Annotated in this window: 20 protein-coding genes; 9 read left to right on the top strand and 11 right to left on the bottom strand. The window is 64.8% G+C overall.

Annotation, left to right across the window (positions count from 1 at the left end; all coding sequences use genetic code 11):
- Window positions 1-105: 105 nt before the first annotated feature.
- Genes AAFG50_RS14795 through AAFG50_RS14785 form a run of 3 tightly spaced genes read left to right on the top strand, consistent with a single transcriptional unit; the run spans window position 106 to window position 3304 of the window.
- On the top strand, window positions 106-1527 hold the full coding sequence (locus tag AAFG50_RS14795) for an ABC transporter substrate-binding protein (RefSeq protein WP_028172183.1): 1422 nt from the start codon (window positions 106-108) through the stop codon (window positions 1525-1527).
- A complete protein-coding gene (locus AAFG50_RS14790; RefSeq protein ID WP_028172184.1) occupies window positions 1524-2435 on the top strand; it encodes an ABC transporter permease in 912 nt (303 codons plus the stop codon). Before AAFG50_RS14795 ends, AAFG50_RS14790 begins: the two co-directional genes overlap by 4 nt.
- Entirely contained in the window at window positions 2432-3304 is an 873-nt protein-coding gene (locus tag AAFG50_RS14785) for an ABC transporter ATP-binding protein (protein WP_028172185.1), read from the top strand. Before AAFG50_RS14790 ends, AAFG50_RS14785 begins: the two co-directional genes overlap by 4 nt.
- Window positions 3305-3499: 195 nt before the next feature.
- On the opposite strand, the gene AAFG50_RS14780 is transcribed toward AAFG50_RS14785, so the two are convergent.
- From AAFG50_RS14780 to AAFG50_RS14750, 7 genes are all read right to left on the bottom strand, one after another.
- Window positions 3500-4558, bottom strand: coding sequence for a putative sulfate exporter family transporter (locus AAFG50_RS14780; RefSeq protein WP_011085973.1), 1059 nt, complete (start codon window positions 4556-4558; stop codon window positions 3500-3502).
- Between the two features lie 111 nt (window positions 4559-4669).
- On the bottom strand, window positions 4670-4888 hold the full coding sequence (locus AAFG50_RS14775) for a hypothetical protein (RefSeq protein WP_028172186.1): 219 nt from the start codon (window positions 4886-4888) through the stop codon (window positions 4670-4672).
- 166 nt (window positions 4889-5054) lie between these two features.
- Window positions 5055-5768, bottom strand: a complete 714-nt coding sequence (locus AAFG50_RS14770) for an ABC transporter ATP-binding protein (protein WP_011085971.1) — start codon at window positions 5766-5768, stop codon at window positions 5055-5057.
- Window positions 5765-6520 (bottom strand): ABC transporter ATP-binding protein, encoded by a 756-nt coding sequence (locus AAFG50_RS14765; protein WP_028172187.1) that lies wholly within the window; start codon window positions 6518-6520, stop codon window positions 5765-5767. Before AAFG50_RS14765 ends, AAFG50_RS14770 begins: the two co-directional genes overlap by 4 nt.
- Before the next feature lie 145 nt (window positions 6521-6665).
- Window positions 6666-7685: a branched-chain amino acid ABC transporter permease gene (locus AAFG50_RS14760; RefSeq protein WP_028172188.1), complete on the bottom strand. Its 1020-nt coding sequence runs from the start codon at window positions 7683-7685 to the stop codon at window positions 6666-6668.
- On the bottom strand, window positions 7682-8584 hold the full coding sequence (locus AAFG50_RS14755; RefSeq protein ID WP_011085968.1) for a branched-chain amino acid ABC transporter permease: 903 nt from the start codon (window positions 8582-8584) through the stop codon (window positions 7682-7684). The genes AAFG50_RS14760 and AAFG50_RS14755 overlap by 4 nt, the downstream gene beginning before the upstream one ends.
- A gap of 90 nt (window positions 8585-8674) precedes the next feature.
- Entirely contained in the window at window positions 8675-9934 is a 1260-nt protein-coding gene (locus tag AAFG50_RS14750; RefSeq protein WP_028172189.1) for an ABC transporter substrate-binding protein, read from the bottom strand.
- Between the two features lie 171 nt (window positions 9935-10105).
- On the opposite strand from AAFG50_RS14750, the gene AAFG50_RS14745 reads away from it, so the two are divergent.
- Genes AAFG50_RS14745 through AAFG50_RS14735 form a run of 3 tightly spaced genes read left to right on the top strand, consistent with a single transcriptional unit; the run spans window position 10106 to window position 14144 of the window.
- Window positions 10106-11599: an AMP-binding protein gene (locus tag AAFG50_RS14745; RefSeq protein WP_028172190.1), complete on the top strand. Its 1494-nt coding sequence runs from the start codon at window positions 10106-10108 to the stop codon at window positions 11597-11599.
- Window positions 11596-12237 (top strand): TetR/AcrR family transcriptional regulator, encoded by a 642-nt coding sequence (locus tag AAFG50_RS14740; protein ID WP_028172191.1) that lies wholly within the window; start codon window positions 11596-11598, stop codon window positions 12235-12237. Before AAFG50_RS14745 ends, AAFG50_RS14740 begins: the two co-directional genes overlap by 4 nt.
- Window positions 12234-14144: an NAD(P)/FAD-dependent oxidoreductase gene (locus AAFG50_RS14735; RefSeq protein WP_028172192.1), complete on the top strand. Its 1911-nt coding sequence runs from the start codon at window positions 12234-12236 to the stop codon at window positions 14142-14144. Before AAFG50_RS14740 ends, AAFG50_RS14735 begins: the two co-directional genes overlap by 4 nt.
- A 137-nt stretch (window positions 14145-14281) precedes the next feature.
- Here the strand turns inward: AAFG50_RS14735 and ald are convergent, their stop codons facing one another.
- Window positions 14282-15397: an alanine dehydrogenase gene (gene ald / locus AAFG50_RS14730; RefSeq protein WP_028172193.1), complete on the bottom strand. Its 1116-nt coding sequence runs from the start codon at window positions 15395-15397 to the stop codon at window positions 14282-14284.
- Window positions 15398-15538: 141 nt separating this feature from the next.
- Here ald and AAFG50_RS14725 point away from each other — a divergent pair, with 141 nt between their 5' ends.
- The 3 genes from AAFG50_RS14725 (at window position 15539) to AAFG50_RS14715 (ending at window position 19212) form a co-directional block, all read left to right on the top strand.
- Window positions 15539-16018 carry an Lrp/AsnC family transcriptional regulator gene (locus AAFG50_RS14725; RefSeq protein WP_028172194.1) on the top strand — a complete coding sequence of 160 codons (480 nt, stop codon included), beginning with the start codon at window positions 15539-15541 and terminating at the stop codon, window positions 16016-16018.
- Between the two features lie 251 nt (window positions 16019-16269).
- Window positions 16270-18627 (top strand): Orn/Lys/Arg decarboxylase N-terminal domain-containing protein, encoded by a 2358-nt coding sequence (locus AAFG50_RS14720; RefSeq protein ID WP_028172195.1) that lies wholly within the window; start codon window positions 16270-16272, stop codon window positions 18625-18627.
- A 6-nt stretch (window positions 18628-18633) separates the two neighbouring features.
- A complete protein-coding gene (locus AAFG50_RS14715; RefSeq protein ID WP_028172196.1) occupies window positions 18634-19212 on the top strand; it encodes a GNAT family N-acetyltransferase in 579 nt (192 codons plus the stop codon).
- A 3-nt stretch (window positions 19213-19215) separates the two neighbouring features.
- Here the strand turns inward: AAFG50_RS14715 and AAFG50_RS14710 are convergent, their stop codons facing one another.
- The 3 genes from AAFG50_RS14710 to AAFG50_RS14700 form a co-directional block, all read right to left on the bottom strand.
- The gene (locus AAFG50_RS14710) at window positions 19216-19428 is read right to left on the bottom strand and encodes a hypothetical protein (protein ID WP_028172197.1); all 213 of its coding nucleotides are present in this window, start codon (window positions 19426-19428) and stop codon (window positions 19216-19218) included.
- A 195-nt stretch (window positions 19429-19623) separates the two neighbouring features.
- Window positions 19624-20064, bottom strand: coding sequence for a flagellar basal body protein (locus AAFG50_RS14705; protein WP_028172198.1), 441 nt, complete (start codon window positions 20062-20064; stop codon window positions 19624-19626).
- A gap of 119 nt (window positions 20065-20183) precedes the next feature.
- On the bottom strand, window positions 20184-21233 hold the full coding sequence (locus AAFG50_RS14700; RefSeq protein ID WP_028172199.1) for a hydroxyacid dehydrogenase: 1050 nt from the start codon (window positions 21231-21233) through the stop codon (window positions 20184-20186).
- Window positions 21234-21291: the final 58 nt, after the last annotated feature.

Genomic DNA, 21291 nt, shown 5'->3' with positions numbered 1-21291 from the left:
TTTTCCCGGCAACTAATCGACTGCGGCGCTCATTCCGGATTTGCCCTGTCCAGGCCCTCACCCAATCATGGCAACCACAGCACATCCAACCGAATGAGGATGAGAATGGTCCGCCATCTTCCCACGCTCTCGATCGCGATGTCGGTGACGTCGCTGGCGCTGATCCTCGCGCAGCCGGCCTCGGCGGAAACCGTGACGCTCGGCATCGGAACGCAGGACACCACGACCAACACGGTGACCGCCGGCGTCGTGATCCGCCAGCTTCATCTCCTCGAACAATATCTGCCGAAGGAAGGCAAATACGCCAACATCAAGTTCGAGCTGGAGTGGCAGAACTTCACCTCCGGCCCGCCCGTCACCAACGCGATGATGGCGAACAAGCTGCAGATCGGCATGATGGGCGACTATCCGCTGATCGTGAACGGCTTCACCTTCGAGAGCAATCCGGAGAGCAAGAGCCGCCTGATCGGCATCGCCGCCTACAGCCTGTCCGGCTCCGGCAACGGCCTCGTCGTCCACAAGGACTCGCCCTACTACGATCTCGCCGATCTCAAGGGCAAGCTGGTCAGCGTGCCGTTCGGCTCCGCCGCGCACGGCATGGTGCTCAAGGCGATGCAGGACCGCGGCTACACATCCGACTTCTTCCAGCTCGTCAGCCAGAGCCCGGAGGTCGGCTCGACCAATCTCCAGGAAAAGAAGATCGACGCGCATGCCGACTTCGTCCCCTTCGCCGAGCTGCTGCCGTTCCGCGGCTTCGCGCGAAAGATCTTTGACGGCGTCGAGACCAATCTGCCGACCTTCCACGGCATCGTGGTGCGTACGGACTTCGCGGAAAAATATCCCGAGGTCGTCGTCGCCTACTTCAAGGCGCTGATCGCCGCCAACCAGTGGCTGCGCGACGATCCCAAGCTTGCCGCCGAGAAGATCCAGGAATGGACCGGGATCAACAAGGAGGTCGTCTATATCTTCCTCGGCCCCAGCGGCAACATGACCACAGACCCGACGATCAAGCCGGCGCTGATCGATGCCGCCACGACCGACGTCAAGGTGCTGCAGAACCTCGGCCGCATGAAGGAGTTCGATCCGAAGAAATGGGTCGACGACAGCTACATCCGCAAGGCCTATGCCGAGATGAAGCTCGACTACAATGCGCAGCTTGCGAGCACCAAGAACTACGAAATCACGGGCGAAGACAGCTTCTGCAAGAAGCCGATCACCGATCCGCGCAAGGCCGGCGAGGTCTGGGTGGATGAAGCCGGCATCCTGCCGTTCGCGTCCGCGGCCTGCACGTTAGGCGCCTATGCCGACTTCAAGGCCAAGGGCAGGAAGATCAACGTCGCCTACGTCTTCGACACCACCCGCGGCATCAAGCTGTTCGCCGACCAGGCCTTCTTCGCGGTCGGAAATGGCGACGTCGCGCCGTTCCTGCTGAAGAAGGATGCCGAAGCCCATGCGGCCAAGATCGGCGGCAAGGTGCTCGGCTTCAACGATGCGGTGAAGGCGGCGGTCGGCGGAGGCAAGACGTGAGCAGTCCCGCCCTCGTCAGACAGTCCGAGGACAGCATGCCGGCAACAACTGCAATGGCTGAGGCGGGCCCCTTGCCCGCCGTCACGCCGCCCAAGACACCGCCCTCCTTCGGCACGCTCGCGCTGCGCTGGTATCGTCTCAACCAGGGCCGTCTGCGCGCCACCGCGATCGGCATCGCCTCGCTGATCGCGTTCCTGCTGGTCTGGCACCTGCTCACGACCTACCGCGTCGTGTTCTTCGTGCGCTTCACCAACGTGCCCTCGCCGCTCGCGGTCTATGCCAGCTTCACCAAGGCGATCCACGATCCCAAGTTCCTGATGCACATCGTGCTGAGCTGCCGGCGCATCTTCATCGGCTTCTCGCTCGCGGCCATCGTCGGCGTGCCGCTCGGCCTGATCATGGGCCGTTTCAAGCTGGTCCACGAGATCATCTTCCCGGTCGCCGAGGTGCTGCGGCCGATCCCGGCGATCGCCTGGGTGCCGATGGCGATCATGCTGTGGCCGACCAACGAGCAGAGCATCGTCTTCATCACCTTCCTCGGCTCGTTCTTTCCGATCCTGGTCAACACGCTGCACGGCATGTCGCTGGTCGATCCGGTGCTGGTGCGCGCCGCGCAGTGTCTCGGCGCGCGCGAACGCTCGATCTTCCGCGAGGTGTATTTCCCGGCCTCGCTGCCGCACATCTTCACCGGCCTCACAGTCGGCATGGGCGTCGCCTGGGTGTCGCTGATCGCCGCCGAGATGATCTCGGGCCAATACGGCATCGGCTACTTCACCTGGGAGGCCTATTCGCTGGTCCAGTATGCCGACATCGCGCTCGGCATGATCGCGATCGGCGTGCTCGGCCTCGGATCGAGCCTGCTCATCAGGGGCGCGGGACAATTGGTGATGCCGTGGAGGTCGACATGAGCGAGATGCTCGCGAACCCGTCGAAGGGCCATATCGAAGTCCGGAACTTCTCGCTCAGCTATGACAGTATCGAGGGACCGGTTCAGGCCGTCACCGACACGCAGATCCATGTGAAGCCCGGCGAGTTCGTCTCGATCGTCGGTCCCTCGGGCTGCGGAAAGTCCACGCTGCTCAACGCGGTCGCCGGATTCCTCAAGCCCACCACAGGCATCGTCACCGTCGACGGCGATCGCGTCAACGGCCCCAGCGCCGAGCGCGGCATGGTGTTCCAGCAATATTCGCTGTTTCCCTGGAAGACGGTGCGAGAGAACGTCGAGTTCGGCCTGAAGATGCGCGGCATGCCGCGCTCGCAGCGTGAGCGGGCCGCGCGCACGCTGCTCGGGCTTGCCGGGCTAGAGGCCTTCGAGAAGCATTATCCGGAAAAACTCTCCGGCGGCATGAAGCAGCGCGTCGGCATCGTGCGGGCGCTCGCGACGGGACCGAAGGTGCTGCTGCTTGACGAGCCGTTCGGCGCGCTCGACGCGCAGACCCGCGTCATCATGCAGCAGATCCTCACCAATATGTGGCAGCGGCTGAAAATCTCGGTGCTGTTCGTCACCCACGACATCGACGAGGCGATCTTCCTGTCCGACCGCGTCTACTGCATGACCGCCCGCCCCGGCTCGATCAAGGCGGAGATTCCGATCCCGCTGGAGCGGCCGCGGCAGCAAGCGATGATGATGTCGTCGGAGTTCTTGGGCCTGCGCCGCGGGCTGATGTCGCTGATCCGCGAGGAAAGCCTGAAGGCGATGGGCGGCGAGATCACCGACATGGGCATGCAGGGGCTGAACATCGAGCTGCACGGGCATTCGCTGGCAGATGTGATTTAGGCGCAGCTAGCGCTCTTACTTCCCTTCTCCCCTTGTGGGAGAAGGTGGCGCGAAGCGCCGGATGAGGGGTTCTATCCGCGAATGACACCGTGAGAGAAGTACTCGTGGAGACAACCCCTCACCCGTCTCGCCGCTTTCGCGGCGAGCCACCCTCTCCCACAAGGGGAGAGGGTCAGCACCGCCATCGCGGCAAGATCACTTAAACCAATGCACCAGCGCGATGCTGATGCCGAGCAGCAGCATCAGCGACAGCGTCACCGCAGCCGTCACCCGTCCGCCGACATTGGCGAGCACACGGACGTCGACGCCGAGGCCCAGCGCCGCCATCGACACCACCGTCAAAAAGCTGGTGATCTTGGTCACCGGTCCGACCACCGTGCTAGGGACGATCTCCAGCGAGCGCAGCGTCGCCAGCGCGAGGAAGCCGAGGATGAACCACGGGACCAGGCGGAAGAAGCCGACATTGGTCTTCTTGGCGTCGCTCTGCCAACGCGAGGCGACCAGGGACAGGCCGACGACGACCGGTCCGAGCATCAGCACACGCATCAATTTCACCAGCGTGCCGATCTGCGTCGAGACGAGGCCGGCCGGCACCGTCGCCGCGAGCACCTGCGGCACCGCGTAGACGGTGAGGCCCGCGAGAATGCCATATTGCGTGGCGGAGAGTTGCAGCAGCGGGATCAGCAACGGCAGGCCGAGCACCATCATCACGCCGAGGATCGCCGTGAAGGAGATCGAGGACGCGATCTCGTCGTTGTTGGCGCCGATGATCGGCGCCACGGCCGCGATCGCCGAATTGCCGCAGATCGAGTTGCCGCAGGCGATCAGGATCGACAGCCGCGTCGACAGGCCGAGCAGCCGGCTGAGACCGAAGGAGACGCAGAGCGCGATGACGACGACCGCGGCGATCGAGGCGAGCAGCGCGATGCCCGAGGCGGCGATGGCCGCGAAGCTGATCGAGGCTCCGAGCAGCATGACTGCGACTTCAAGCAGCTGTTTTGCGCTGAAGGCGATGCCGGCCTGCCAGCGCGGCGCGGGCTTCCAGAAGCTGCGCAGGGCCATGCCGAGCAGGATCGCCATCACCAGCGCCTCGACATAGGGATGCTCGAACACGCCCAGTTCCGCCCGCTCCAACAGGGCGGAGACGCCGGCGACGGCAATGCAGAGGAGGATGCCCGGAATCAGCGCCGCAATGCGGCTTATGGCGGTGGCCGGCTTGGCATCGGCCGGGCTGGATGCTTGATTCTGCGACACAAATCTCTCCCAGAGGAGAAAGATTTATACGCAGCACGATCCAATTGGGAAATAAGTTTTCGACATATCAGGGCCGAGCGAAGTTCTGTCCTCGACCCGGAATAAACCGGCTCAGAAGATCAGGTTCTTGGCCAGCGAGGCGACGCGGCTGAAGCCGTCATAGATGCCCGGCTCAAAGAAGGCCGCGCGCGCCAGCACGATGCCCGCGACCAGCGACCAGAACAGCGTGGTACCGGCCCGCAACAGGAGCTTCGAGGCGCGCGACTTGGGCTGGGTGTCCGTCGCGGACACCAGCTGCTCGCCGAAGGGTTCAAATCGAGTGCGTTCCATAGCTTGCGCCAATCCATCAAATTCTGAACGGAATGTCGTCGTTTCGGCCCCAAACGGCAATGGAAGCGATTGGCGTTTTTGCGCCTCGACGGGGAAACTCCTTCCGTCGGACACCCCCGGGACAACAGTTTTCTTCTTCCGGCCTATTTGGACACCGGCGCCCAGGCTATAGGGCCAGATAACGCCGCCGGATCGCCTCGTTGGCCTTCAGCTCGTCGATTCCGGCGGCATAGACGATCTGGCCCTTGTCGATCACCGTGGCATGGCTCGCCAGGCCAAGGCAGAAATGCATGTTCTGCTCGGCGATCAGCACGGTCGAGCCGAGCTGACGGAGCTGGCGCAAAAGCTCACCGATCCGCTGCACGATGATCGGCGCGAGGCCCTCGCTCGGCTCATCGAGCAGCAACAGCGCCGGGTTGCCCATCAGCGTGCGCGCAATCGCCAACATCTGCTGCTCACCGCCCGACAGGCGTCCGGCGATACGATGGCGCAGCGGCTCCAGCAGCGGGAAGACTTCATAGATGCGCTTGATCGGCCACTCGTCCTGGCCTTCCGGCCCCTTCTTGCGACCGATGACGAGATTGTCCTCGACCGTGTGCTCCGGGAAGATCTGGCGGTCCTCCGGCACGAAGCCGAGCCCGGCGCGGGCGATATGGTGCGGCTTCCGGCCGGATATCACCGCGCCGCGCAGGCTGACCCTGCCCCGCCGCGGCGGTGCCAGGCCCATGATCGCCTTCATCGTCGTCGACTTGCCGGCGCCATTGCGGCCGAGCAGCGCCATGGTCTCGCCCTGCCGCACGGAAAGGCCGACGCCGAACAGGATCTGGCTGGTGCCGTAATAGACGTCGAGATCGGCGACTTCGATGATGGCTGCGCTCATTCGGCCGCTCCCGCATGTTCGGTGCCGAGATAGGCTTCGATCACCGCGCTGTTGTTGCGGATCTCGTCCGGCGTGCCGGTGGCGAGGATGCGGCCATAGCAAAGCACGACGATCTTCGGCGCGATCTTGAACACGATGTCCATGTCGTGCTCGATGAAGACGACGGTGATCTTTTGCGTCTCCCAGAGCTCGCGCACCTTGTCGATCATGCGCCAGCGCTCCTCCGGGCCCATGCCAGCGGTCGGCTCGTCCAGCAGCAGCACCTTTGGTTCGAGCACGAGCGCCAGCGCGATGTCGAGCAGCTTCTGATCGCCATGCGACAGCGTCGCCGCGGTGCGGTTGCGCTTGCCGGACAGGCCTAACAGCTCCATCACATGCTCGGCGCGATCGCGCGTCTCGGGCAAGGGAAAGCGCTTGTGCAGCACTGCGGAAGTGCGCTGATCGGCGCTGACCGCGGCGAGCATGGTTTCCTGCACCGTCAGCGATTTGAAGATGCTGGCGACCTGGAAAGCGCGGCCGATGCCGTGGCGCACGATCTCCGGCGGCGAACGCCCGGCGAGATCGACGCCGTCGAGCAGGACCTCGCCGGAATCCGGCCTCAAGGCGCCGGTGATCAGGTTGAAGAAGGTGCTCTTGCCGGCGCCGTTCGGGCCGATCACGGCGGTGAGCGAGCCATCGGGGAAGTCGAGCGTCACGTCGTTGGTCGCCTTCACGCCGCCAAAGGACTTTGCAAGGTTGCGGATCTCGAGCATCGCTAGCGCCCCTCGCCTGTCTCGCGCCGTTGTCTGGCATTGTCATTCCGGGATGGTCCGTCAGGACCAGACCCGGAATCTCGAAGTTCCGGGTTCGCACTTCGTGCGCCCCGGAATGACTGCCCGATGGATACACCTGACATCGCTAGCGTCCCTCGCCGGCGTCGCGCCGGTGTGCGAACCATTCGGCGACGAAATCGAGCAGGCCTTTGCGCAGGCCCAGTGCGAAGAACAGGATGACCACGCCGAGCACGATGCCGTGGTACTCGGTGTACCGCGTCACGGTGTCATTGAGCAGCAGCAGCAGCACGGTGCCGACCATCGGCCCGAGGAAGGTCGAGACGCCGCCGAGCATGTTGATGAAGATGGCTTCGCCCGAGATGGTCCAATAGGCGAATTCCGGATAGGCGCCGGAGACGAACAGCGCCATCACCATGCCGCCCATCGCCGCGAACAGCGCCGCCAGCACGAACACGGTGAGCTTTGCGCGCCAGACGTCGATGCCGAGGAAGCTTGCGCGCGCGGCGTTGTCGCGGATCATGCGCAGCGTGTAGCCGAACGGCGATTGCGCGATCTGGCGCATCGCGAGCAGGCCAAGGACGAGGAGCGCGCAGCTCGTGACATAGAGATGGACGTGGTTCGACAGATCGATGCCGAGGAACGCGGGACGCGGGATGCCGCCGCGCAGGCCCTGGTCACCACCGGTGAAGGACGCCCAGGACAGGATGGTCGAGTGGATCAGCATCTGGAACGCCAGCGTGACGAAGGCAAAGTAGATCTCCTTCAGCCGCACGCAGATCGCGCCGATCACGGCGGCGATGAGCGCCGTGATCGCCAGCGTCGCGACGAAGGCGACCGGAATGGGCAGGCCAAGCTTCTGCATGATCAGGCCGAAACTGTAGGCGCCAAGGCCGAAGAACATGCCGTGGCCGAACGAGGTCAGCCCGGTGTAGCCGACCAGGAGGTTGAGCGAGGTCGCGAACAGGCCGTAAGCCGAGCAGCGGATGACGAAGTCGAGCAGCGCCTTGCTGCCGGTGAAAAGCGGCAGGCTCGCCAGCACGGCGAAGGCGATCAGCGCGATCAGGACGTCGCGGTAGCGATGAAGTGCCGCGCCGCTGCGCACCGGCGCCAGCGTCTGCGCGCGTCCGGCCTCCAGCTCGGTCATGCCGCCTCCTTGCCGAACAGGCCGGTGGGCTTGGAGACCAGCACGATCACCATGAACAGGTACATCAGACCTTCCGTGAACAGGGGAAAGCCGAGCGAGCCGAACGAGCGGATCAGGCCGATCAGCAGCGCGCCGATCAGGGCGCCCAGGATCGAGCCCATGCCGCCGATCACGGTGACGATGAAGGATTCGATCAGCACCGAAAATCCCATGCCGGGGGTCAGCGACCGCACGGGAGCAGCGAGCGCACCCGCAAGCCCCGCCAGCATGCCGCCGAGCGCGAACACGCCGCCATAGATCAGGCCGGTGTTGATGCCGAGCGCCGACACCATGCCGGGATTGTGCGCGGCGGCGCGGATCACCTTGCCAATGCGGCTGCGCGACAGCCCGATGCCGAGCACGATGGCCGCGACGAGCGCGACGCCGATCAGCAGCAGGTAATAAGGCGGCACCACGCCGCCGGCGATGAACAGCGGCATCACCTGGAACGCCGCGGGCATGCCCATCGACTTGAACTCGGGGCCCCAGATGATGCGCACGACATCATCGAAGATCAGCACGAAGGCGTAGCAGACGAGGAGCTGCATCAAGACGTCGGCGCCATAGACGCGACTCATGAAGACGCGCTCGAAGATCAGGCCGAGGATGGCGGTGCCGCCCGCACCGGCCAGCATCGCCAGCGCAAAGCTGTCGGTGAGATGATAGGCCGTCATCGCAAAATAGGCGCCGAACATATAGAAGGCGCCGTGGCTGAAATTGACGACCTTGAGCACGCCGAAGATCAGCGTCAGCCCGACTGCGACCAGAAACAGCAGCATGCCGATGATGAGGCCGCTGGTGGTTTGCGTCACCAGGCAGGCGGAGCTGGAGAGGCAGCCGGCAAGCGCGTCGAGATCCACGGGATCACTTTCATTGCAGCGCGCCGGACCTGGCGCGGAGAATCAAACGAAACAGGCGGAGACGGTCACCCGTCTCCGCCGCGCATCGGATCAGGTGTAGCCCTTGCTCTTCTTCCACTCGGCCTCGAGCTCGAAGATCGTCTTCCAGTCGCCGGCCTTGACCTCGGGCACATAAGGCTCCTGCGGGATCGTGGTGCCCCAGCCGATGGCGTAGCCGACGAGGGTGTGATCATCGCCGCGCATGGTCACGGTGCCGTCGGCGCCGAACGGGCACTTGATGGTGAGGCCGGCCAGCACCTCGGCGATCTTCTTGCCGTCGGTGGAGTTCGCCTTCTTGGCGGCTTCGGCCAGGAACATCACCGCGGTCGCGTTCTGCCACGACCAGTTGGTCGGGTATTCGTTGTACTTGGACTTGTAGGCGTCACCCCAGGCAGCGTTCTCCGGCGTGGTCGGGAAGGTCTTGATGTAGCGGTTGCCGGAGTGGATGCCCTTGGGCAGGTTCTTCACCACCGTGAGCGCGGTGTAGTCGGCCATGTTGACCGCGAACACCTCCATCTGGCTGAACATCGCGTAGATGTTGGCCTGGTCGATGTAGGAGGTGAGATCCCCGCCCCACAGGCAGGAGTACAGCGCCTGCGGCTTGGCCTGGAGGATCTTGGTCACCACTTCGGTGTAGTCGGGCTGGAACAGCTTTGGCCAGGACTCGCTGATGACCTCGACGTCCGGCGCGAAGCGCTTCAGGTACAGCGTGAACTCGCCGGTGGTGTCGCGGCCATAGGCATAGTCGGGCGAGCAGGTCGCCCACTTCTTCAGGCCCTTGGCTTTGGAGATTGCGGCGGCGTAGCTGCCGCCGACGATGGAATCGTGGATGCCCTGGCGCACGCAGCGGAACGCGTTCGGAATGTGCTGCTTCGGATCGGCGGTGAGCGAGGATGCCTCCGAGCAGGTGTGGACGCAGAGCACGCCGAGATCGCGCGCCACCTCGTGCACCGCGAACGATCCGGACGAGGCCTCGCCGTCGATCAGCCATTCGCAGCCATCGGTGTTGACGAGCTCTCGCGCGACGCGCGCGGCTTCCTGCGGCTGGCCCTTGGAATCGCGGATCACCATCTCGATGGGACGCCCGGCAAGGCCGCCGGCGGCATTGACCTTGTCGACCTCGAGCATCACCGCGTTGCGCGAGGACGTGCCGAGCTGCGCCACGCGCCCCGACAGAATCGTCGGCATGCCGACTTTGATGGTCTTGGCCTGGGCGCGCGCCACCCAGGGCGCGGCAACACTCATCGCACCGGCGCCCATCAGCGCCAGCGTTGAACGGCGGCTGATGCCCGGCGTGCGGGTTCTCGTCATTTTTCCCTCCCTCTGTCGGGTCGGCGTTTCCAAATCCCTGTCGGAGATCGTCTCGTCTCCGTGTTCCCAAGGATTTCAGAGGTAGGGGGGTGACGTCAAGCCAAAGATGAATTACGAGTCAGAATTCATCAAGGGAGGACATGAGGCCGCAACCGGCCCAAAACCCGCACAATGATCAACCTGTCGAGCTTCATCGCCTTTCATGCCCGGCGCACGCCGGAGCGGCCCGCGCTGAAATACCGCGGCGAGGAGATCTCCTACGCCGTCTTCGACGCGCGCATCCGGAAAGCGGCCGGCTGGCTGGCCGCGCAGGGCATTGGCGCCGGCGATGTCGTGGCCGTGCTGATGAAGAACAGCGCGGCGTTCCTGGAGCTGGTGTTCGCCACCAGCCATCTCGGCGCGGTTTTTCTGCCGATCAACTTCCGCCTCTCCCGTGACGAGGTCGGCTACATCGCCGGCAATGCCGGCGCGCGCCTTCTGATCGTCGATGAGGAATTGGCCGCGAACGCGGCGGGTGCGAGGATCGTCGTGCTGGACGAAGCCTCCCAGCAGAGCGTTACGCGTCTCGCGGGCGGCGCTGCGGCTGCGCCGATGCACGTCCGCGCGCCGTCCGACCTGATGCGGCTCATGTACACCTCGGGCACGACCGACCGCCCCAAGGGCGTGATGCTGTCTTACGATAATTTCTACTGGAAGTCCGCCGACCAGACCATCGCGCTGGGTCTCAGCGCCGAGACGCGCCTCCTCGTCGTCGGTCCGCTCTATCACGTCGGGGCACTCGACCTGCCTGGCATTGCCGTGCTCTGGCATGGCGGCTTCATCCGCATCGAGCGCTATTTCGAGCCTGAGGCCGCGCTTGCAGCGATTGCGGAGGACAAGCTCAACGCCGCATGGTTCGCGCCGGTCATGACCACGGCGATGCTCACCTGCCCCACCCGCGATCGCTACGACGTCTCCAGCCTGACATGGGCGATCGGCGGCGGCGAGAAGACGCCGGAGCTGCGCATCCGCGCCTTCTCGGAATATTTCCGCAATGCGCGCTACATCGACGCCTATGGCCTCACCGAGACCGTGGGCGGCGACACCTTCATGGAGGCCGGCCGCGAGATCGAGAAGATCGGCTCGACCGGGCGCGCCATCGCCCATGTCGAGATCGAGATCCGCGACGAGGACGGCAGGACGCTGCCGCCGAACGTCAACGGCGAGATCTGCCTGCGCGGGCCGAAGATCACCCGCGGCTACTGGAAGGACCCGGAGAAGACGGCTGCGGCTTTCTTCGACGACTGGTTCCGCAGCGGCGACGTCGGCTATCTCGACGACGAGGGCTTTCTGTATCTGACCGATCGCAAGAAGGACATGATCATCTCCGGCGGCGAGAACATCGCCTCCTCCGAGGTCGAACGCGTCATCTACGAGCTATCAGAGGTGCGCGAGGTCGCGGTGATCGGCCTGCGCGATGCGCGCTGGGGCGAGCGGCCGGTCGCCATCGTCGTGCTGGCGGAAGGTGCGAGCCTCGAGCTCCCTGCCCTTACCGAACATTGCCGCGCGCGGCTGGCGAGCTTCAAGGTGCCGAAGCAGCTCGTCGTCCGCGACAGCCTGCCGCGCAACCCGAGCGGAAAGATCCTCAAGCGCGTGCTGCGCGCCGAGCTGGAGACGTCTGAATGACGCAAGCGAATGCCAAGGTCACAAAGCTCAACCGCGTCGAGCGCAACGCCTGGACCAAGCAGAAGATCTTTGACGCCGCGACCAAGGTCGTCGGCAAGCATGGTTATGCCGAAGCCTCCGTCGCCCGCATCACCGAGCAGGCCGGCGTCGCGCAAGGCACCTTCTACAACCATTTCGAGAACCGCCAGGAGCTGCTCGACCAGCTGCTGCCCAAGATCGGCCTCGACATGGTCGGGTTCATCCGCGCCCGCACCGGCACGGCGGATGCGGCGCGGCAGGAGATCGAGCGCTTCTCCGCCTTCTTCGACTTCATCCGCGAGGTGCCGGAATTCCTGCGCATCCTCAACGAGGCCGAATTTTTTGCCCCGATCGGCTACCAAAAACATCTCGACAACATCTCGGTCGCCTATGTCCGCATCCTGCGCCGCGCCCGCCTTGCGGGTGCGATCGAGGATTACAGCGACGAGGAATTCGAGGCGATCGTCCACATGCTGATGGGCGCGCGCGGCTATCTCAGCCGCCGCTACTCCTATTCGGAAGGCGGCGTCACCGCCGTGCCCGACCACGTCATCTCCGCCTATCGCAAGCTGATGACGCGCGGCCTGTTCAGTTCATCGGGAGATCAGGAAACGCCATGAACATCGCATCTCCCCACCACCCGCTCGACATCGCCTCGGCGATCGCGGAAGGCGACATCCGCTGCCTCCTGATGGTGCTGGTGCACATGACCGGCGAGGCGCGCTGGCTCGAGCCGCCGTACTTGCCCAAGCGCGACATCCGCCTCATTCCCGATCCCGAAGCCGGCGTGCCGAAGGAGATCCAGGACGAAATCCGCGCCGCGGTGGTCAACCTCTTCGCCAATGGCTCACCGCAGCCGGTCATCACCGACCCCGGCGAAGAGCTGCTCTTGAAGATGATGCGCGCCTGCCTCGGCGAGAACGTCGCGCCGGAATATGCGCCCCTGATGCGCGAGGAGATGGGCTTTGTGCCGCGCGAGACACGATGGACGACGCGTCCTTCCGACGACAAGCTCGCGGAGCAGCACGTTCTGATCGTCGGCGCCGGCGTCTGCGCCATTGCGCTCGGCGTGGCGCTCGGTCATCTCGGCATCCCCTACACCATCGTCGAGAAGAACGACGAGCTCGGCGGCACCTGGTGGATCAACCGCTATCCCGGCTGCGGCGTCGATACACCGAACCATTCCTATTCGTATTCGTTCGGCTCGCGCAACGCATGGACGCGGTACTTCTGCCAGCGCGAGGAGCTGCTCGGCTATCTCCTGAAGGTCGCCGATGAATACGGCATCCGCAAGCATCTGCGCGTCAACACCGAGCTGACCTCGTCGCGCTGGGACGAAGGCAAGAGGCGCTGGATTTCCACGCTCAGGACCAAGGACGGAGAAGAGACCTTCGAATCCACCGCGCTGGTCAGCGCGATCGGCCAGCTCAACGATCCCTCCCGCGCCCGCTTCAAGGGCGAAGAAAGCTTCAAGGGCACGATCCTGCATTCGGCGTTATGGTCCGGCGATATCGATCTGGACGGCAAGCACGTCGCCGTGATCGGCACCGGCGCGACCGCGATGCAGCTGGTGCCGGCGATTGCCGGCCGTGTGGCCTCGGTCACCGTCTATCAGCGCAGCGCGCAATGGGCGCGGCCGGTGAAGGGCTATTCCGACCCGATCAGCGAGGGCGCGCGCTGGCTGCTGGCGCATCTGCCGTTCTATGTGCAGTGGTATCGCTTCAACATGTTCTGGCGCTATGGCGACGGCCTGCTGCCGTTCCTGCGCAAGGACCCGGCCTGGCCACATCCGGAGCGCGCCGTCAACAAGGGCAACGACCGCCACCGGCAGGAGCTGACCGACTTCATCCTCACCGAGCTGAAGGACCGCCCCGACCTGATCGAAAAATGCGTGCCGACCTATCCGCCTTACGGCAAGCGCATCCTGCTCGACAACAACTGGTTCAAGACGTTGACGCGACCGAACGTGGAGCTCGTCACCGACGCGATCGACCGTTTCGACCAGGGCGGCATCGTCACCGCGGACGGCAAGCACCGCCTCGCGGATATCATCGTGGTCGCGACCGGCTTCAAGGTCACGGAGATGGCGGCGCGCCTGAACATCAGCGGCCGCAACGGCAAGAATTTGCGCGAGGCCTGGGGCAACGACAATCCGACCGCGTTCCTCGGCCTTACCGTGCCTGATTTCCCCAACTTCTTCTGCATGCTCGGCCCGAACTCAGGTCCCGCGCATGGCGGCAGCGTCATCTTCCAGTCGGAGTGCCAGAGCCGCTACATCTCGGCGTGCCTGGCCGACATGATCGCGCGCGATGTCGCAGCGATCGACGTCCGTCCGGACGTGCTCGACGATTACGTCCGCAAGGTCGACGCCGAGCACGAGGGCATGATCTGGACCCATCCGGGCATGACGACTTACTATCGCAACTCAAGCGGCCGCGTGTTTTCCGCCATGCCCTGGCGCTTCGTGGATTACTGGCGCATGACGCATGATCCGGATCTTGGGCAGTACAGGCTGACGAAGGCGTAGAGTTGATGGCGCCCACAACGTCGGCGCACCCTCTCTCCACGTCGTCATTGCGAGCGCAGCGAAGCAATCCAGAATCTTTGCGTGGAGATACTCTGGATTGCTTCGCTACGCTCGCAATGACGGAACTGGCGGCCCGTCTACGCCGCGAGCCCGGTCTCCACCGGAGCGAACTCCAGCCCGAGGCTTTCCGCGACCGCCTTGTTGGTGATGCGGCCACGGTGGACATTCAGGCCGTTGCGCAAATGCGGGTTCTCCAGCACCGCCGCAAAACCCTTGTTCGCGAGCATCAGGCCGAACGGCAGCGTCGCGTTGTTCAGCGCCTGGCTCGACGTGACAGGCACCGCACCCGGCATGTTGGCGACGCAATAATGCACGATGCCGTCGACCTCGTAGGTCGGGTCCGTGTGCGTGGTCGCATGCGACGTCTCGAAGCAACCGCCCTGGTCGATAGCGACGTCGACCAGCACGGCGCCCGGCCGCATCGATTTCAGCATCGCGCGCGTGACGAGTTTGGGCGCGCTCGCGCCCGGCACCAGCACCGCACCGATCACGACGTCGGCGGCAAAGACCTCCTCCTCGACCGCCTCGATGGTTGAAAAGCGGGTGCGCACCCGTCCGAGAAAGACATCATCCAGCTCGCGCAGCCGGGGAATCGAGCGATCGATCACCGTGACCTCCGCGCCAAGGCCCGCGGCCATGCGCGCGGCCTGTGTTCCCACCACGCCGCCGCCGAGCACGACGAGCCGCGCCGGCTGCACGCCGGGCACGCCGCCCAGCAAAAGCCCGCGACCGCCGGCCGACCGCTTGAGCGCGGCGCCAGCGGCCTCGATGGCGAGGCGGCCGGCGACTTCGCTCATCGGCGCAAGCAGGGGGAGGTGACCGGCCGCGTCGGTGACGGTTTCATAGGCGATCGCCGTACAGCCGGAGGCGAGCAAGCCCTTGGCCTGTTCGGGATCCGGTGCAAGATGGAGGTAAGTAAACAGGATCTGGCTTTCGCGAAGCTGGGTCCATTCGCTCTTCTGCGGCTCCTTCACCTTCACGATCATGTCGGAGCTGGCGAAGACGTCGCGGGCGCTCCCGGCGATCTCCGCCCCTGCCCGCCGATAGACCTCGTCCGAAGCACCGATGCCGCTGCCAGCGCCTGTCTCGACCGTCACCTGATGCCCGGCCGCGACATATTCACGGACCGCGCCCGGGGTGAGCCCGACGCGATATTCCTGCACCTTGATCTCCTTGGGCACACCGACACGCATCCTAGGCTCCTTCCAACGTCTTGATTCACCTCGCCATGGTAGCGACGGGTCCAGTTTGGTTTCGTGCAAATATCAGCTAGTTTCGCGATCTCCGCGCCGGTTTCCGGCGCCGAAGTGCCCTTTCACGCTGGAAACGAAACATTGGCCCTCGACCGGAAAGATCTCGCCATCCTCGCGGAACTCACGACCAACGCGCGGGCCAGCCACACCGAGCTTGCCAACAAGGTCGGACTATCCAGCACGGCGCTGGCGCGGCGGCAGAAGGCGCTGGAGGACGACGGCTACATCCAGGCCTATCAGGCCGCGCTCGACCTGGCGCAGTTCGGCCTCACCACGACGGTGCTGGTGCGCATTGCGCTGGAGAGCCAGAGCGACGAAGCGCTGAAAGCGTTCGAGGCGGAGGTGGTGAAATGCCCCTCCGTCGTGCGTTGCTTCCTGATGTCGGGCACCGACGACTACATCCTGATCGTGCTCGCGCGCGACATCCAGGATTTCGAGCGCATCCACCGCACCGAGCTGTCACGCCTGCCGCGCGTCGCGCGGGTGCAATCGAGCTTTGCGCTGCGCGAAGTCGTCAACCGCGCGGTGCCGACGGTGGTGTTCAGCGAGGCCAAGCGGTAGCGGACTTCTCCCTCTCCCCGTTCTTACGGGGCCGCGCCGAGCTTCGCTCGCGCTGAGAGCGTTGGGGTGAGGGGCTGCACCCACAAAGGCGGTGATAGTCAGACTCGCGGAAGCTCCCCCTCACCCGGATTGCTGCGCAATCCGGCCTCTCCCCGCAAGCGGGGAGAGGCGAAACGCCAGCCGCAGCTCCTGTCATCCAACTGTCATCGAATGTGCCGAGAGCTGTGTCTCCAGTACATTCGGGACAGACAATGGACTATTTCAAGCGCTTCAACTTCCTGTTCGCCGCACCCGTGTTCGACGCCGACGACCTCGAAGGCGTCCGCTTCAACCAGATCATCGAGGAGATCCAGCGCTCCGGCTTCGAGGTCGTCCGGGCCCGCAAGCTGGAGGACGCGGAGATCGCGGTGCAGACCGACGCCGCGATCGGCTGCATGGTGGTGGACTGGGGCAAGAAGGGCCTGGAGGGCAAGACCTCGGCGCTGATCAATTTGATGCGGCGCCGCGGCCTCGATTTCCCGATCATCCTCCTGATCCGGCGCAAGCGGTTCGAGGATCTGCCGGTCGAGGTGCTCGACTTCATCGACGGCTATGTCTTCCTCTCCGAGGAGACGCCGACCTTCATCGCCAAGAACCTGATCAGCCGGCTCAAGCAATATGCCGAGACGCTGAAGACGCCGTTCTTCGGCGCGCTGGTCGACTATGCCGAGGAAGGCAATCAGCTCTGGACCTGTCCGGGCCACAATGGCGGCGTGTTCTACAATCGCAGCCCGATCGGCCGGGTGTTCGTCGAGCATCTTGGCGAATCCGTGTTTCGCGACGACCTCGACAATTCCGTGCTCGACCTCGGCGACCTCCTCACCCATGAGGGCCCGGCGCTGAAGGCGCAGAAGGAAGCCGCCCAGATCTTCGGCGCGGAGAAGACCTATTTCGTGCTCAACGGCACCTCGACCTCGAACAAGGTCGCGCTCGGCGCGCTCGTCACCGACGGCGACCTCGTGCTGTTCGACCGCAACAACCACAAGGCCGCCCATCACGGCGCGCTGATGATCAATGGCGGCATCCCGGTCTACGTCCCGACCATCCGCAACGCCTGGGGCCTGATCGGCCCGATGCGCTGGGACGTCCTCGACGAGAAGGCCCTGCGCGAGGCGATCCGCAACCATCCGCTGGTCAGGGATCGCGACGCCTGGCGCAAGGAACGGCCGTTCCGCGTCGCCGTGGTCGAGCAGTGCACCTATGACGGCTCGATCCACAGCGCCGAGATGATCCTGAAGCGCATCGGCCATCTCTGCGAATACATCCTGTTCGACGAGGCCTGGGCCGGCTTCATGAAATTCCACCCCCTCTATGCCGGCCGCTTCGCCATGGGGCTGGCGAACCTTCCCCCGGAAGCGCCCGGCATCATCGCGACGCAGTCGACCCACAAGCAACTCGCGAGCTTCTCGCAGGCCTCGCAAATCCACATCAAGGACCGTCACATCCGCGGCCAGAAGCGGCGGGTCGAGCACCGCCGCTTCAACGAAAGCTTCATGCAGCACGCTTCCACGTCACCGTTCTACCCGCTGTTCGCATCCCTCGACGTCGGCGCGCAGATGATGAAGGGGCGCTCCGGCGAAGTGCTGTGGGACGACACGATCCGGCTCGGCATCGAGCTGCGCAAGAAGATCCGCGCGATGCGGCGTGAGTTCGAGGAGAAGGAGCAGAACCCCGATCGGCGCTGGTTCTTCGAGCCCTTCGTCCCGGATCGCGTCGCCATTCCCGACGTCAGCCGCCCCGGCGCCGCCCACAACGTCGCCTGGGAGACGCTGTCCACCGACGAGCTCGCCACCAATCCCGCGCTGTGGCAACTCTCTCCGGATACCAACTGGCACGGCTTTCCCGATCTCGCGGAAGGCTTTGCCATGACCGATCCGAACAAGCTGACGCTGCTCACGCCTGGCTTCGATCGCACCACCGGCGCCTATGCCGAGCACGGCATCCCCGCCCCCGTCGTCGCGCAATATCTGCGCGAGAACCGCATCGTGCCCGAGAAGAACGACCTCAACTCCCTGCTCTTCCTGCTCACTCCCGGCGTCGAGGCGAGCAAGGCCGGCACGCTGATCTCCGGCCTCGTCGCCTTCAAGAGGCTGCACGACGACAATGCGTTGCTGGCGGACGCAATCCCGGAATTCTACCAGCGGCGGCAGGCGCGCTATGCCGGCGTGCGGCTGCGCGATCTCTGCGGCGACATGCACCGTTTCTTCCGCGCCGCCGATGTCAGCGCGCTCCAGGCGCGGCAATTCATGCCCGAGCACATGCCCGAGATCGCGATGTCGCCCCGCGATGCCGCCCGCTATTTGTTCCGCAACGACGTCGACTATCTGCCGATCGAGGCGATCGCGGGCCGCATCGCCACCACGCCCTTCGTGGTCTATCCGCCCGGTATCGCCACCATCGTGCCCGGCGAGCGGCTGACGGAACGCGCCAAGCCCATGGTCGACTATCTCAAGATGTTCGAGACCTGCTTCAACACGTTCCCGGGCTTCGACGTCGAAATCCAGGGCGTCTACAAGGAGATCGATGCCCAGGGCCGTATCGGGCTCTATACTTACGTCGTTGCCGAGTAGGTGCCGATGAACGAGACAGCCGCTATACGAGCGGATGACGAGCCGGTCCAGGTCCGCCCCTCGCGCGAGAGCGATGTCGAGGCGATGCTGGCGATCTACCGCCATCATGTCCGCAACGGCGTGCCGCGCGATGTCGAGGGAACCGGCGCGCCGGAGCCGGACGATCTGCGCGACCGGCGCAAGAACCTGAAGCAGACCCGCCTGCCGCATCTGGTTGCGACCTATCGCGGCGAGGTGGTCGGCTACGCCTATGCGGTGCTGTTCCGCAAGCGCCCGGCCTATCGCTACACCGCCAAGCACTCGATCTACGTCCACCACGCGCATCTCGGCCGCGGCGTCGGACGGCTATTGCTCCAGGAGCTGGTCGATGTTTGTGCGGCGGCCGGCTTCCGCCAGATGATCGGCTATATCGACGCCGACAACGCGCCCTCGCTGGCGCTGCACGAAAAGTTCGGTTTCGCGCGCGCCGGCCTGCTCTGCGGCGTCGCCTACCGGCACGGCCGCTGGTCCGACACCGTCATGGTGCAACGCTCGCTCGGCGCGGGCGCAACCGCGCCGCCGCCGGCAACGGCACCCGGCCGGTAAGCCTTACGAGGGGAAGTCGGCCGGTCTGACGTGGATGCGATCGGCATGCAGCGACCAGTCACACAACGCCTGGTCCTTGCAAAACCGCGCCTTCGCCCGTTCCCTGGCCTCGTCCTCGTCGGCGGCGTCGATCTCGAGCGTGCCCTGGCAGACCTCGATCTGCCGGCCGTACTCCCCGAGCACGTCCTTCATGAACCTGACGACATAAGTGGACATGGGACCTCCTGCTGCCTCGGCAGCACTCTAATCCCATTTACCCGGTTTCGGGGAGGCAGATTTTGACCGGGATCAAGGCCGGCAACGGTTCCCGCCGCCGGTCCAGGCGTCGGTTCGATCCGTCAGCCGCCCCGCCCTGCCCAAAGCCTCGCGGAAGGCGCGCGCGACACGAGGCGCACGGGCCGACATCAATCATTACGTCGTGATATCGAGCAGCGACTCTGTCGTCTCGGCATAAGCTTGAATGACCTTCGCATTGGCAATGAAGCTGTACTTCGCGGTCGCCAGTTCAACGAATTCGCCGGCGAGATCGACATTCGGCGCTGCGACCAGGCCGTCCTCGTTTGCGAAGGGAGCGCTCGGATCCGACTGTGCGATATAGCTCGGCGAAACCGCCGACACGGTCGCGACCGTACCGCCCGGCGTCGAGCCGCTCGATTGGGAGACCTGATCGACGCGCAGCGGCACATAAGCCGCGGGAAAGGTCGGAGCTATGCCCGCACCGGCCGATGTGCTCGATCCGCCTGGTGCTGGCAGCGGGCCGGTCGTGCTGATATTGGCGATGTTGCTCGCGGCCACGCTCACGCGCAAACTCGCTGCAGAAAGTCCGGATGTGGCAATCGAAAATATGCTCATGGCCTTTCATCTACAGGACAAGCAATACGCGTTCCCTCACGCAATCGATAAGATGCGCCACTTTGTATTTTCATCGCGGTAACCAATGATTGGAACGCAATCGACCTTCGTGCGCGTCCCTACCCCGGCATCACGCCGAACGCCCGCTTGAAGCGCTCGGCGTAGCGCGGCCAGACCTCGGGATTGATGATGCGCGGCGGGCGCTTGCCGTCGAGCGTCTCCAGGACCTGCTCGGCGGCGATGCGGCCCATGTTCTGGCGCGCCTCGGTCGTCACGCCCGCGGTATGCGGGCTCGCCAGCACGTTGTCGAACTGGAGCAGCGGATGCTCGGGCGGCGGCGGCTCCTTGGACCAGACGTCGAGACCGGCCCCCGCAATGCGCTTGTCGCGCAGCGCCTGGAGCAGCGCGTCCTCGTCGTGGATGAAGCCGCGCGCGGTTGTAATGAAATAGGCATGCGGCTGCATCAGCGCGAATTCACGCACGCTGATCATGTTGCGGCTGCCCTTGTTGAGCGGGCAGGAGATCGAGACGAAGTCGGCGCGGCGCAGCAGCTCGTCGAGCTCGACCTTCTCGCCGCCGCGCTCGGCCATCACTTCGGCGGTTAGATACGGGTCATAGGCCAGCACCTTCATGCCGAGCAGGCCCTTGCACAGCGCGGCGATGCGGCGGCCGACATTGCCGAGGCCGATGATGCCGACGGTCTTGTGCTCGACCTCGTTGCCGACGAGGTCGTTGCGGTTGACGTCGCGCTCGCGGCGCAAGCGACGGTCGGACTGGATGATGCGCTTGGACAGCGTCAGCATCATCGCCAGCGCGTGCTCGGCGACCGAATGGGCGTTGCCGCCGGACTGGTTGACGACCAGCACGCCCGCATCCGTACAGGCTTCGACGTCAACGGGATCGAAGCCCGCGCCGTTGCTGGAGACGAGCAGCAAATTCGGCGTCCGTTTCAGGAAGGCGGCATCGACATGGAAGTGCGGGGCGAGCTCGTCGCGGGCCGCGCCGATCTGGTAGACATGGGCGGCCGAGAGGATCGGCGCATAGAAGTCTTCGGGGCTCTCGTTCTCGATGCGGTCGAGCCGGACGTCGGGCCGCGCCTTGAGGATGTCGATATAGATCGGATTGGCCAGATATTTGACGTAGAAGACGCGCTTGTTGTTGACGGACATCAGGACCCTTCCGGCTCTCTCGAGGAGGTCCACAAGGTCAGCGCGGCGCGCGCCCGTC

Source organism: Bradyrhizobium sp. B039, from assembly GCF_038965675.1.
GTDB lineage: Bacteria > Pseudomonadota > Alphaproteobacteria > Rhizobiales > Xanthobacteraceae > Bradyrhizobium > Bradyrhizobium diazoefficiens.
This window is presented reverse-complemented; position numbering and strand designations above follow the sequence as displayed.

What these genes read in the sequence shown, in the direction of transcription:
- AAFG50_RS14795 (WP_028172183.1), top strand. Translation starts at nt 106, where the DNA reads ATGGTCCGCCATCTTCCCACGCTCTCGATCGCGATGTCGGTGACGTCG.
- AAFG50_RS14785 (WP_028172185.1), top strand. Translation starts at nt 2,432, where the DNA reads ATGAGCGAGATGCTCGCGAACCCGTCGAAGGGCCATATCGAAGTCCGG.
- AAFG50_RS14775 (WP_028172186.1), bottom strand. Translation starts at nt 4,888, where the DNA reads ATGGAACGCACTCGATTTGAACCCTTCGGCGAGCAGCTGGTGTCCGCG.
- AAFG50_RS14770 (WP_011085971.1), bottom strand. Translation starts at nt 5,768, where the DNA reads ATGAGCGCAGCCATCATCGAAGTCGCCGATCTCGACGTCTATTACGGC.
- AAFG50_RS14765 (WP_028172187.1), bottom strand. Translation starts at nt 6,520, where the DNA reads ATGCTCGAGATCCGCAACCTTGCAAAGTCCTTTGGCGGCGTGAAGGCG.
- AAFG50_RS14760 (WP_028172188.1), bottom strand. Translation starts at nt 7,685, where the DNA reads ATGACCGAGCTGGAGGCCGGACGCGCGCAGACGCTGGCGCCGGTGCGC.
- AAFG50_RS14750 (WP_028172189.1), bottom strand. Translation starts at nt 9,934, where the DNA reads ATGACGAGAACCCGCACGCCGGGCATCAGCCGCCGTTCAACGCTGGCG.
- AAFG50_RS14745 (WP_028172190.1), top strand. Translation starts at nt 10,106, where the DNA reads ATGATCAACCTGTCGAGCTTCATCGCCTTTCATGCCCGGCGCACGCCG.
- AAFG50_RS14740 (WP_028172191.1), top strand. Translation starts at nt 11,596, where the DNA reads ATGACGCAAGCGAATGCCAAGGTCACAAAGCTCAACCGCGTCGAGCGC.
- AAFG50_RS14735 (WP_028172192.1), top strand. Translation starts at nt 12,234, where the DNA reads ATGAACATCGCATCTCCCCACCACCCGCTCGACATCGCCTCGGCGATC.
- ald (WP_028172193.1), bottom strand. Translation starts at nt 15,397, where the DNA reads ATGCGTGTCGGTGTGCCCAAGGAGATCAAGGTGCAGGAATATCGCGTC.
- AAFG50_RS14720 (WP_028172195.1), top strand. Translation starts at nt 16,270, where the DNA reads ATGGACTATTTCAAGCGCTTCAACTTCCTGTTCGCCGCACCCGTGTTC.
- AAFG50_RS14715 (WP_028172196.1), top strand. Translation starts at nt 18,634, where the DNA reads ATGAACGAGACAGCCGCTATACGAGCGGATGACGAGCCGGTCCAGGTC.
- AAFG50_RS14710 (WP_028172197.1), bottom strand. Translation starts at nt 19,428, where the DNA reads ATGTCCACTTATGTCGTCAGGTTCATGAAGGACGTGCTCGGGGAGTAC.
- AAFG50_RS14705 (WP_028172198.1), bottom strand. Translation starts at nt 20,064, where the DNA reads ATGAGCATATTTTCGATTGCCACATCCGGACTTTCTGCAGCGAGTTTG.
- AAFG50_RS14700 (WP_028172199.1), bottom strand. Translation starts at nt 21,233, where the DNA reads ATGTCCGTCAACAACAAGCGCGTCTTCTACGTCAAATATCTGGCCAAT.